The organism is Thalassobacillus sp. B23F22_16, assembly GCF_043496955.1.
GTDB lineage: Bacteria > Bacillota > Bacilli > Bacillales > Halobacillaceae > Thalassobacillus > Thalassobacillus devorans_A.
The window spans coordinates 99,755-111,323 of sequence record NZ_JBIEKD010000015.1 but is presented as its reverse complement, the minus strand read 5'-3'; the positions used below and the strand labels follow the sequence as shown (position 1 = coordinate 111,323).

Below are 11,569 nucleotides of genomic sequence, written 5' to 3'. Positions count from 1 at the left end.
AATTTTATCAGAGGTTGTCCTTATTTTCTTTATTGAAAATAAAAGAAAACCATAAAAAAGTGGTCGGCATCATTTTGATGCCGACCACTTTCCGTTTAATTTACTGGGTTTTGTCCCAGCCTCTTTTTGTATGTTCAGCTATACTTCAGGATGCTTTACATGGACTGCCAGCCATTAAAAGAACGAGCTTCCCTTCTAAAGGAAGCTTGTTTTTAGGTTATTTGTTATCATCATTATTAAATTCATAGTTCTCTTCAATGTGATCGATAACCCGCTGGTGGCGTTTTTCTTCTGCTTGTTTCTCTGCTTTTCTGCGAGCATCTTTATAATCTTCCCGTATCGATTTCAAGAGGGAGATAGCGGCTACGAACAGGACGATTGAAAACGGCAGTGCCCCGATCAGGGAAGCGGTTTGCAGTCCTTCCAACCCAGCGCTGATAATCAAAATGATCGCAAGTGAGGCGATAAGAGAGCCCCACACTACTTTTACAACAACCGAAGGGTTTGTATCCCCATTCGATGTCATCATACCAAGTACGAAAGTTGCTGAGTCGGCGGATGTTACCAGGAAGGTAAACAGCAGGCCGATAGATAGTACCGATAATATGGTACCTAATGGTACGTTTTCTAACATCGCAAACAATGCGGTTGTTTCATCTTGAGCAACGGCCCCGGCAATATCCGTACCATGAAAGAGGTCGAAGTTGATCGCCGTCCCACCGAAGATCCCAATCCAAATTAGACCGATAGCTGGAGGTGCAACCATAACCCCTAGTACAAATTCCCTGACCGTGCGTCCTTTCGAGATACGGGCAACAAACATTCCGACAAACGGAGCCCAGGCAATGGTCCAGGCCCAGTAATAGACCGGCCAATCCTGCACCCATGTTCCTTGTGTATACTGATCAAGTCTTAAGCTAGCCTGGAAGAAATTCTGCAGGTAGTCACCAACGCCCATGGTAATCGTATCTAGAATAAAGCCGGTAGGACCGATGAATAAGACGGCAACCATAAGCACAAGAGCCAGTCCTAAGTTAGCGTTACTTAAGTATTTAATCCCTTTATCAAGACCCGATATAGTCGATACCATGAAGAAGACGAACATAGCCCCTACGATGATGAGCTGTGTCGTGGTACCAGAAGGAACGTTAAAAACATAGCCAAGACCTCCGTTGATCTGCAGTACACTTAATCCAAGTGTAGTTGCTACACCCATAACTGTAGCAATGACTGCTATGATGTCGATCGTATTCCGGAGCGGCTTTTTCCCTTTATCGCCAATTACCGGGTTCATGGTATCACTGATCAGGCTTCGTTCATCCTGGCGGTAAATAAAGTACGAGAGTGCCAGTCCGACAAAAGTGAAGGAGGCCCACTGGTGTATGCCGTTATTGAAAAATGCATTCCACATTGCTTCTCTTGCAGCCTCTGCTGTTCCAGCTTCGATACTGGGGTCGAAGGGAGGCGGTGTTCCGAAGTGGGTCATCGGTTCAGCAACACCCCAGAAGACGATACTGACACCAAAACCGGTACTGAATAACATGGCGATCCAGGTAAACAAAGGGTATTTGGGTTTGGTGTTTTCTCCACCAAGTTTGATTCTCCCATATTTACTGAATGCTAAATAAAAGTTGAAAATAATGATAAAAAGCACGAACAATAAATAAAACCAGCCAAACGTATTGGCAATAAACCCGTAAATGACTTCAGCCTGGGAAGCCAGTATCTGAGGAGCAACCGCACCCCATAAAGCGAAAAGAAAAATAATGGTGAATGAGACCCAGAAAATGCTGTTCATAAATTTGTACTTTTTCTTTTTATTCCCCATAGTCCATCTCCTTTACTACTATGATTTTACACTCCTTTTTTTATGTACCCGGTGAGTGTAGTAAGTAAGCTAGTCATTTTTAAGTAATTTAACATTATTATGCTTTTAAAAACAAATATCTATTATTTCGGGTAACTAAACATTGATTTTCAAGATAATTTGAGTTAATATTTTTGAGTTACTTAAATTAGGAAAGAAGGTATATTGTGGAACAGACAAAGGAAGAACCAATCAATAAAGTTCCATTAATGATCGTATTGTTATCCGGCGCATTTGTCGCCATTTTGAATCAGACACTATTAGCAACAGCTATTCCACATATTATGCAGGATTTGAACCTGGACGCGAATACCGCCCAGTGGCTGCAGACGATTTTTATGCTGGTAAACGGAATCATGATTCCTATCACTGCTTTTTTGATTGAACGTTTTACAACCCGGGGGCTATTTTTGACAGCTGTCGGTACCTTCGCGATAGGCACATTAGTATGTGCCATTGCTCCGAACTTCGGTATATTATTATCAGGAAGAGTCCTGCAGGCAGCGGGGGCAGGGATTATCATGCCATTGATGCAGACGATTCTGTTCTTAGTCTTTCCCGTTGAAAAACGTGGGTCGGCTATGGGGATGTTTGGTCTCGTGATTGCATTTGCGCCTGCCATTGGTCCGACATTGTCGGGGTACCTCGTTGACCACCACCATTGGCGAAGTTTATTTTATGTTATCTTGCCTATCGCAATCATAGATATCATTGTCGCTTATTTTATTTTGAAAAATGTAACGAAGCAGACATTCCCGAAGGTCGATATCTTGTCGATCATTCTATCGACTGTCGGCTTTGGCGGCATATTATATGGGTTTAGTGTGGCAGGCAGTGGTGGATGGCTCTATACAGAAGTGCTGGGGTCTTTACTTGTTGGTGCCGTTACACTCGTATTATTCATATTGAGACAATTGAAACTTGAGCAGCCGATTTTGGAATTCCGGATTTTTAAAAACACTACCTTCACTCTCACTACGGCAATCGGGATGGTATCATTTATTGCGATGATTGGGGGCGCGGTCATCCTTCCGATTCTGATGCAGGATATGTTAGGGTTTACGGCATTAGAATCAGGATTAATGCTCCTTCCTGGAGCGGTGCTCATGGGACTGATGAACCCGGTCACAGGCCGGCTTTTTGATCGGTTTGGCGCGCGGTGGCTGGCTATCATCGGCTTGTCGATTCTGGTAATCACTACCTTTATGTTTTCGAACATAACCATGGAAACGACATTTGTTTATCTGGCAACCGTTAATGCAGCTCGTATGTTCAGTATTTCCATGATCATGATGCCAGTCACAACGGCAGGACTGAACCAACTGCCGAACCAACTTATGCCGCACGGTTCAGCGATGAATAATACGATGCGGCAGGTAGCCGGAGCGGTCGGCACAGCCTTGCTGGTATCTGTAATGACCACCCAGGCTGATCCCGCAGAAGGGATTACCGGACTTATTCATGGGGTGAACGTTTCATTTATTGTTGCGGGGATCATAGCGATTGCCGGGCTTGGTATGTCATTTTTTATCAAAAATTCACGGCCAGGCGTTGCCTGAGCTTTATAGAGGCGGAAACCTTCTTCCAGAAGTTTTCCGCCTTTACCTTTATGAAAGTTGTAGAGCTCAGGGGGCCGCTATCAACGTGAAAATATGAGCTTTCCTGGTAAGTATACATGGCGTATGGGGGGAAATTTGAGAAGTTAACTTTGTTTGCATACTATATACAGGCACTTTAATTGAATAGAGTGGCGTATAGGTTTAAACTTATTTATTTATAAGAAATTTATTTATGAATTAGAAAGAGATGAGAGCATATGTCTAAACCACTTACATACACGCTGCTTTTTTTCGTCATGATGATCTGGGGATTCAATGTCATCGCGATTAAAGTTCTGGTGGAAAACTTTGCGCCTGTGACTATCACTGCTTTTCGGATTCTGCTGGCAGGTATTGTTGTCATGCTTATTTTAGGAATCAAAAAGGAATTCCGAAAAGTTACCAGACCTCAGCTTATTTATATTACGATTGGCGCATTGACCGGGATTTTAGGCCACCATTTCTTTTTATCGGTAGGTCTCACAGCTACCAATGCTTCTAATGCCGGTCTTATCCTGGGTTTGGTTCCGCTGATGACGGCGTTAGCTGCAATATTATTTTTAGGCGATAGGCTGACGGTCCTGAGGATGATCGGCATTGTGTCTGGTCTGATTGGCGTTTCATTCATTGTGATGAACGGAGAAGGAAGTGTAGGGAGTATTTCGCGTGGTGATCTTTACATTTTTCTTGCCGTCGTAACCCAGGCTGTCAGTTTCATTGCCATCAAACGGGCGACAGAAACGATGGATGCCCGCCTGATGACGGGTTGGATGCAAATTGCGGGGGCTTTTTTCCTGTTCGTCGTAAGTGCTCAGCTGGAGCCTGATGGGCTTGCTACATTGACGACAGGCACTCCTCTTGCCTGGATTGTGTTTTTAGCCTCGGCGATATTGGCAACCGGACTTGGACATATGGTCTATAATAAAGCAATCCACCAGATCGGCGCTGGAGAAACAGCTATTTTCATCAACCTTACTCCATTCTTCTCACTGACGGGTTCCTACCTGTTTTTAGGGGAAAGAATTATGGTGGAGCAGCTGTACGGATTCTTGTTCATTGTGACAGGAGTTATACTAGGTACAGGGGCATTAGAGCAATCGATTCGTAAAAAAAAAAAAAAAAAGAAAAAGCGGATGGCCAGTTAAATATGCATTAAAAAACGATTCATCTTCAACAGAGGATGAATCGTTTTTTTATCTCTTTTCGTCTTCTGCTTCTGCTTTATAAAGGAGAAAGAAAGGAAGAAATAAAAGAATAATAATAAAAGAATATAGTATTAATTTTGCAAGCCAATCCATTAATAAAAGCACTGCAATAAAGAAAGCTGTAACCATCAATAAAGGAATTACATAGGCGAGTATCATGTTTTTCCCTCCGATTTCCAGGTGTAGATTATCTTTCCCGTGCTGGTATAAATTATTCTGCATTGCACAGTACTAAAGAGAGATCAAAATAGAACTTACTCTCTTTAATCATAAGGAGCATTCTGATGTGGAAATGGAAAAAAGGTAGCGGAGATCAACAACCAAATCATAATGAAACGCTTAAGGACTTGATGAACAAACTAAGTCAGTCGAAAGACTTCATGAGTTATGAACTGGAAGAACCAACCAATTGCGTTGTGTCTTATTTTGAGACAATGATAGAACCAAAAACAATAAACAGATTGATTTTACCCACATTAAAGCGAAATGCCTTGCATTCATTAGAAGCCATGAAAAACAATATCCCAGTTGAAGGCTTAGCAGTTACTGACGATGTTAATATTATCAGGCATCGATTCATGCAAGGTCACATTATCATACAAATGAAGAAATCTGATAAGAAAGTTCTGACTATTCCAGCAGTAGTAGCTGAAAATCGTGATGTCAGCATCCCTGAAGTGGAGTTCAGTGTTGTAGGTCCAAAAGAAGCATTTGTCGAATCCCTTGATACAAACATCAATCTTGTTCGAAAACGTTTGACATTACCACAATTAATAGTTAAGGAAGTTAATATTGGTAAACTGACAAAAACCCGTGTCGCTATTCTATATGTGGAAGGGGTTGCTAATGAAGAAAATGTTAATACAGTTGAGCAGCGTCTAGAAGATATTGAATATGATCAGATTAATGATAGCTCATATATTACACAAATAATTGCTGATAATTCTAATTCTCCTTTTCCGCAACTCCTGGACACGGAAAGGCCAGACCGGGTTACTGGTTCACTTGTTGAAGGGAAGATCGCAATATTAGTCGATGGCTCGCCGCATGGTTTGACATGCCCCACTACGATTGTCGAGTTCTTCTCTGCATCTGATGATTATTTTCTGCCCTGGCACTTGGCATCGGCTTTTCGGCTTATTCGATTATTTGCTGTCATCTTCTCTGTTCTTAGTACACCGTTATATATAGCTATATTAACTTATCATCATGAAATGATTCCACAAGATTTATTGGCGACAATAGTTTCCTCGCGTGCGGATATACCATTTCCGCCAATTCTTGAAGTAATTATATTGGAACTGACGATTGAATTATTGCGGGAAGCAGGGGCCAGGCTGCCGATGAAGGTCGGTCAGACCATTGGTATCGTTGGTGGTATCGTTATTGGAACGGCAGCTGTAGAAGCTGGTCTAACCAGTAACGTATTATTGATTATCGTTGCACTTGCAGCACTCGCTTCATTTACAACACCCGTCTATCAGATAGGTAATACGATACGGCTTGTCCGCTTTCCATTTATGATTGGGGCTCAATTATGGGGGTTAGTTGGTGTATCTCTGGTAATGGCGTTCTTTATTGCCCATTTGCTTAAATTGAGATCGATCGGAAGGCCATTCTTTGCACCCATCTACCCACTTAGATTCCGGGATCTGAAGGATGCCTTCATTCGTCTCCCGTTTAATAAACAATCGCAAAGGCCAATCCAAACGCGGCCAATAGATTCTGAACGGTTCAATCAAAAACGGGCTAGCGAGAAGAGGGATATCGATGAATAATACCAACAAAATTCCAGTACCTGAACATTTATTAGTTACATCTACCATGGTATTTTTCCTTGTACACTCTATGCAAGTCGGGGTAGGAATACTGGGGTTTGAAAAGTATATAGCAATGGATGCAGGTTATGATGCATGGATATCGATACTAATTGCTGGTGTCGCCATTCATCTCTTGCTATTTATGATTTATTGGATACTAGAGGCTAATGGCGGAGATTTGGTTTCTATTCATACGTCTGTGTATGGAAAAATTCTGGGTGGATTGCTGAATATTGGTTTCAGCTTTTATTTTCTTCTATTAAGCCTTACGGTATTGAGAACATTTACAGAAATAATTCAAGTTTGGGTATTCCCTCAAATGAGTGTATGGATGTTTGCGTTAGCTTATTTGCTGCTTGCCTATTATTTTATAACCGGTGGCCTGCGTATAGTAGTCGGAATGTGCCTGCTAAGTGTAATTCTGGGACTACCGTTATTATTGTTCAAATTCTTTCCCATTCAGAACGGACAGGTTGATAATGTTTATCCTCTGGTCGACCATTCCATTAATGAGATTTTAGTGTCCGCAAAAACGAGTACACTCAGTTTTTTAGGGTTTGAATTGTTATTGGTTTTTTATCCATTTATAAAGAATGCTTCTTCTTCTAAAAAGTGGGCACATTTTGCTTCTTTTTACACAACCATGATTTATTTAGCCAGTGCTTTGGTGGCTTTCATTTATTATAGCGAAGAGCAATTGCAGTTTGTAACATGGGGTACCATTTCATTATGGAAAATTGTAGATTTCCCTTTCATGCAACGATTCGAATATATGGGGATAGCTTTATGGGCTTACGTAGTCTTACCGAATATATGCCTGGGGCTTTGGGCAGCCAGCAGAATTCCTAAACGTATGTTCAACATTAAACAAAAGTACATCCTTATTTTGTATATGGTTATCGTCTTCATAGCAACCATCAGAATCGATGATCGCAATTTGATTGACGGGCTTAATACCTTCACAAACCAGATTGGGTTTTACTTTTTGATGTATATCCCTGTGTTGTTTGTTCTAACTTGGATAATGAAAAAGGTGAGAATTGCTAATGAAAGCTAAAAAAATATTTCTAATAATAATTGCATTCTCCATTTTTCTGACAGGCTGTCTACCCCATGAAAGTGTAGAAAATGTCGCGTTGGTTAATATAGTAGGCTATGATTACGTTGATAATGACCTTGTTCAAGGCACCATATCTGTACGACATTTCGGTAGGAGTAAAGAAGAAATTCCTTCTGAACAATTCCTGTCTTTCACAGCTAAGTCAATGAAAGAAATTTCTTCTGGTCTCGAGAGTAAGTCACCCAGACCGATAAGACTGGGTAAGTTAAGTCTTGCATTATACGATGAAAGGCTTGTCACTGAAGGAATATCTGAAATTATTGATGTACTAGCCCGTGATCCACACATTGGAAGGGATGTCTATCTTGGAATTGTAAAAGGTAGCGCAAAAGAGATGATCGAAACTAAATACAGTGAAAATGAAACGACGGCCCGCTTCCTTACCGGGATAGTGGAACAAAATGAAAGAAATAATTTTCCTAAGACCAACTTGCATAAATTCTTATACGCTTATTACGGGGATGGAATAGATGGTTTTCTTCCATTATTGAAGTTGGAAGAGAACGAAATGAAAATGGACGGTATAGGGGTGTTTAAGGAGGATGCTCTGGTTCATGAAGTGCCTTATTCAGATGTTTTCACTTACAAACTGCTGATAGAGAATTTTAATGATGGCACACAAGGAATAGAGATCGGTGGGAAGACGGTAGTAATGGACAATATCGGCTCTAAAGTAAAATATAGACTTTATGGAGATAGAAACAACCCTAAATTCTCAGTAAATATCAAAATGAAAGGGATGGTCAGTGAAATATCAGATTTGACCGCCAAAGACACCTATAAACTAACAGACCAACTGGAAAAAGCATTCGAGCACTATCATGAGGAAAAAGGAAAAAGAATGATTAAGCAATTCCAAGAGAAGGAAGTGGATCCTTTAGGACTTGGAAAAGTATTAAAAAATCGAAAAGGCCATTTTGATAAAGAGGCGTGGGAACAGCAGTATCCTAATGTTCCAGTAGAGGTTAATGTGGAAGTGCAGATTGTTGAAACGGGAATATCAGCCTAATGAGCGTTGGTGAACAAATGAAAATATTATGTATTGATGGTGGTGGCATCCGGGGTGTTATGCCGATTGCGGTTTTGAGAGCCATGGAAAAAGAGTTGGGGTGTTCAGTTGCTGAAAAGTTTGATTTGATAGCTGGGACCAGTACCGGTTCTATTATTGCTGCTTCAGCTTCCCTGAAGAAGGATATGGATTATCTTCTGCAATACTATCAAGATTACGGGAAGAAAATTTTCATCAGGCAGGCTAAAATCGGTTTATTTAAAAGTGTTTATAGTGATCATTACTTGAGGAAGCTTCTTAAAAAGGCGTTTGGGAATCGGACACTCGGGGACATAGAAATACCGTTATTGATTCCAGCAGTGGATGTTACTCATGGTAAACCTTATATTCATCGTTCCCACGCTGTTGATCCAAAAAATGATGACCTTTCTATTCCATTATGGGACGCGGTATTGTCGTCATGCTCGGCACCTATCTATTTTCCACCGAACAATGTCAGGAATGATTATATGTCCATAGATGGTGGTTTATGGGCGAACAACCCTTCTCTTGTCTGTATCACCGAGGCAGTGCACTATTTTGATGTTAACTTGCAGGATATCCATATTCTCTCGCTAGGTACTGGAGATCAGAATATCGACTTTACCATCGATCACGATAAATTTTGGGGGATAAAAAAGTGGATGCCATTCCGCTTGCCTGATATGAAAGTTACGCCTAAGTTGTTGGATATGGCATTGAATTTGTCGTCTGAATCTGTCTCTTATCACAGCCAGCTTCTTTTGAAGGGTAATTACCTTCGCATTAATGAAAAACTTGGTGGAGAGGTCCCTTTTGATGATGTCAAATATACAAAAGAACTGATTGAACTAGGGAATCAGGTTTTTAATTGCTATCGCAATAAAATTTTTGATTTTTTGGAAAAGTAAATTCATTAGAAGAAAAGAGACTTATGGGGGGCAGACGTTTAATGATAGATAAGGCAAAAAAATCCGCCACTTAATTAAGTAAGCAGCGGATAAAGTGAAAAGTCTGTTTTGATTAAGGGTATTGAATGGAATTAAAACTTTAACATACTTTTAAGTCTGGCAAGTTTGCGATCGGCTTTTGACATAGCATGTTTTGAACCAAAGAAAAATTCAAACATAATGGGATTCCTCCTGTAGGTAGGTAGTTTTAATGATGTTTACACCCATATTATAGCTTGGAGAAAAAGAGAAGTCAATAAAAAATGTATACCAAATACCGAATAATAAGCTTAAAAATCACAAAATGTTCATAAAATTATCATTTTGGTATACCAAAACGAGCACCTTGAAAGAAGTATAATTAACTATCTCCTCCGTTATTATAGGGTTAAATAAGGATTTATAGTTGTGGGGATAGTTGCCATTTATAACATTCAATTTGTCTTTATAATCAAAACTTAACGAGTAATTCTAGTATAATGTATACCATTTGATAGATTTTCTGCTTTTAATAGTATAGAATAAGAGATAATTAAAAATAACCTAAAGCAAATGGTGAGGCTATGATAAAATATTTGATCGGTTTTTCTATTATCCTATATGTAATCACGGTTACATTTCCACAAGTTGATATCAGTTTTATGTTGTCTTCTATCTGCTTTTTGATTATTGCAATGACCTTTTTCCACGTACCTCATTTTGTTAAAAGCATTGGGGGAACCTTTTTAATAGTGGGACTATTAATGCTATTGCAGAGTGGGGCTGTTTGGAATGAAATTCTATCTTCTTTCGGGCCAATGATGAACCTGCTTACCTTATTTGCAATGGTACCTATTCTTGCAATACCAATTAAGCTTGGAGAATATTCCACAGGGATTCAGAGTTTCATTAAAAGAAAAGTAAAAACCTCTAGTCAATTATATTCTATGACCTCTGGTGTTTCTTATTTTTTCAGTATTTTCATGAATTTAGCCACGCTACCAATGACCTATTACTCGATAAGACCAGCAGCAAATATATTTTCCCATAGTGAACTGCATGATAAAGAAAGGTTTATGAGCAGAGCTATTACCCATGGATTTGCTATGCCGTTAATGTGGGCTCCAGTGACTCCCATTGTGGGGATTGTTATAGAAATGACCGGGGTCAGTTGGGCATCAATGCTGCCTTATGTATTACCTTTAAGTATTGCCGGGTTGTTCCTTGATTGGTACTTAGGCAAACGGGCTGCAGCACATCGGTCACCTCATACAAAATGTGAGGTAAGCATTGAAATAGCTGCTACTAAAGAAGGGGATAGGCAAGAGCGTAGGAGCAGTAAAATATATCATATACTAATTGCTATTATAATTTTTAATCTACTTGTATCCCTTCTTGAAACACAACTTCATTTTTCCTTTATTATTCTTGTAGCATTAATTGTTATTCCATTCGCTTTAGGATGGTCTTTGTTAATAAGAAAAGGAAAAGCTTTTGCATCAAGCTTAAATGAGCATTTCCAAACGCATTTGTTAAAAATGAAGGCGCAGTTTTTTATTTTTCTGTCAGCGGGCTTCTTTATTTCAGCTATACAATTTTCCGGTACCGATCTATTATTAAATTCGTGGGTCAGCTCTGTTAAAGATATGATAGGCATTGAAGTTTTCCTTATCTTACTTCCTTTCATTCCTCTTGCCCTCGCATTTACAGGGTTGCACCCTGCGGTAGGACTTGCTTTATTAGCAGAAGCTTTGGACCCTGGAAGACTAGGAATATCTCCTTATATCTTAACAGTTTCCATGCTTGCAGGGGCTGTAGCTGCATTTTTAATGGGGCCGTATAATGCTACCATTGGCCTAATGTCCAGTATAGTTAAAACTACATCCTATAAAGTTTCGAATTGGAATATTTCCTATACTTTTTCATTTTTAGCTGTTAGCATGCTTTATTTAATCCTTTTACAATTCTTTTTTTAGCGGCATATGTTGTGCCGCTTGTTTTAA

At 39.8% G+C, this 11,569-nt stretch carries 10 protein-coding genes; 8 read left to right on the top strand and 2 right to left on the bottom strand.

Going from position 1 to position 11,569, the window contains the following annotated elements; translation table 11 throughout:
- A partial coding sequence (locus ACGTNI_RS13085; protein ID WP_394463088.1) for a hypothetical protein occupies nucleotides 1-248 on the top strand: 248 nt, incomplete at its 5' end.
- Here the strand turns inward: ACGTNI_RS13085 and ACGTNI_RS13080 are convergent.
- A complete protein-coding gene (locus ACGTNI_RS13080) occupies nucleotides 218-1,828 on the bottom strand; it encodes a BCCT family transporter (RefSeq protein WP_394463086.1) in 1,611 nt (536 codons plus the stop codon). The two genes, ACGTNI_RS13085 and ACGTNI_RS13080, sit on opposite strands and share 31 nt — an antisense overlap.
- A gap of 248 nt (nucleotides 1,829-2,076) precedes the next feature.
- Here ACGTNI_RS13080 and ACGTNI_RS13075 point away from each other — a divergent pair, with 248 nt between their 5' ends.
- On the top strand, nucleotides 2,077-3,426 hold the full coding sequence (locus ACGTNI_RS13075; protein ID WP_394463098.1) for an MDR family MFS transporter: 1,350 nt from the start codon (nucleotides 2,077-2,079) through the stop codon (nucleotides 3,424-3,426).
- 257 nt (nucleotides 3,427-3,683) lie between these two features.
- Nucleotides 3,684-4,610, top strand: coding sequence for a DMT family transporter (locus ACGTNI_RS13070; protein WP_394463084.1), 927 nt, complete (start codon nucleotides 3,684-3,686; stop codon nucleotides 4,608-4,610).
- Between the two features lie 48 nt (nucleotides 4,611-4,658).
- On the opposite strand, the gene ACGTNI_RS13065 is transcribed toward ACGTNI_RS13070, so the two are convergent.
- Nucleotides 4,659-4,829 carry a hypothetical protein gene (locus ACGTNI_RS13065; protein WP_394463082.1) on the bottom strand — a complete coding sequence of 57 codons (171 nt, stop codon included), beginning with the start codon at nucleotides 4,827-4,829 and terminating at the stop codon, nucleotides 4,659-4,661.
- A 125-nt stretch (nucleotides 4,830-4,954) separates the two neighbouring features.
- On the opposite strand from ACGTNI_RS13065, the gene ACGTNI_RS13060 reads away from it, so the two are divergent.
- The 5 genes from ACGTNI_RS13060 (at nucleotide 4,955) to ACGTNI_RS13040 (ending at nucleotide 11,542) form a co-directional block, all read left to right on the top strand.
- Nucleotides 4,955-6,448 carry a spore germination protein gene (locus ACGTNI_RS13060; protein WP_394463080.1) on the top strand — a complete coding sequence of 498 codons (1,494 nt, stop codon included), beginning with the start codon at nucleotides 4,955-4,957 and terminating at the stop codon, nucleotides 6,446-6,448.
- On the top strand, nucleotides 6,441-7,547 hold the full coding sequence (locus ACGTNI_RS13055) for a GerAB/ArcD/ProY family transporter (RefSeq protein ID WP_394463078.1): 1,107 nt from the start codon (nucleotides 6,441-6,443) through the stop codon (nucleotides 7,545-7,547). Before ACGTNI_RS13060 ends, ACGTNI_RS13055 begins: the two co-directional genes overlap by 8 nt.
- Entirely contained in the window at nucleotides 7,537-8,619 is a 1,083-nt protein-coding gene (locus tag ACGTNI_RS13050) for a Ger(x)C family spore germination protein (protein WP_394463076.1), read from the top strand. The genes ACGTNI_RS13055 and ACGTNI_RS13050 overlap by 11 nt, the downstream gene beginning before the upstream one ends.
- On the top strand, nucleotides 8,619-9,548 hold the full coding sequence (locus tag ACGTNI_RS13045) for a CBASS cGAMP-activated phospholipase (RefSeq protein ID WP_394463074.1): 930 nt from the start codon (nucleotides 8,619-8,621) through the stop codon (nucleotides 9,546-9,548). Before ACGTNI_RS13050 ends, ACGTNI_RS13045 begins: the two co-directional genes overlap by 1 nt.
- A gap of 602 nt (nucleotides 9,549-10,150) precedes the next feature.
- Entirely contained in the window at nucleotides 10,151-11,542 is a 1,392-nt protein-coding gene (locus tag ACGTNI_RS13040; RefSeq protein ID WP_394463072.1) for a hypothetical protein, read from the top strand.
- Nucleotides 11,543-11,569 lie beyond the last annotated feature (27 nt).

Excerpts from the sequence above, each read along its gene's own strand:
- ACGTNI_RS13080 (WP_394463086.1), bottom strand. The coding sequence starts at position 1,828 with ATGGGGAATAAAAAGAAAAAGTACAAATTTATGAACAGCATTTTCTGG.
- ACGTNI_RS13075 (WP_394463098.1), top strand. The coding sequence starts at position 2,077 with ATGATCGTATTGTTATCCGGCGCATTTGTCGCCATTTTGAATCAGACA.
- ACGTNI_RS13070 (WP_394463084.1), top strand. The coding sequence starts at position 3,684 with ATGTCTAAACCACTTACATACACGCTGCTTTTTTTCGTCATGATGATC.
- ACGTNI_RS13065 (WP_394463082.1), bottom strand. The coding sequence starts at position 4,829 with ATGATACTCGCCTATGTAATTCCTTTATTGATGGTTACAGCTTTCTTT.
- ACGTNI_RS13060 (WP_394463080.1), top strand. The coding sequence starts at position 4,955 with ATGTGGAAATGGAAAAAAGGTAGCGGAGATCAACAACCAAATCATAAT.
- ACGTNI_RS13055 (WP_394463078.1), top strand. The coding sequence starts at position 6,441 with ATGAATAATACCAACAAAATTCCAGTACCTGAACATTTATTAGTTACA.
- ACGTNI_RS13050 (WP_394463076.1), top strand. The coding sequence starts at position 7,537 with ATGAAAGCTAAAAAAATATTTCTAATAATAATTGCATTCTCCATTTTT.
- ACGTNI_RS13045 (WP_394463074.1), top strand. The coding sequence starts at position 8,619 with ATGAGCGTTGGTGAACAAATGAAAATATTATGTATTGATGGTGGTGGC.
- ACGTNI_RS13040 (WP_394463072.1), top strand. The coding sequence starts at position 10,151 with ATGATAAAATATTTGATCGGTTTTTCTATTATCCTATATGTAATCACG.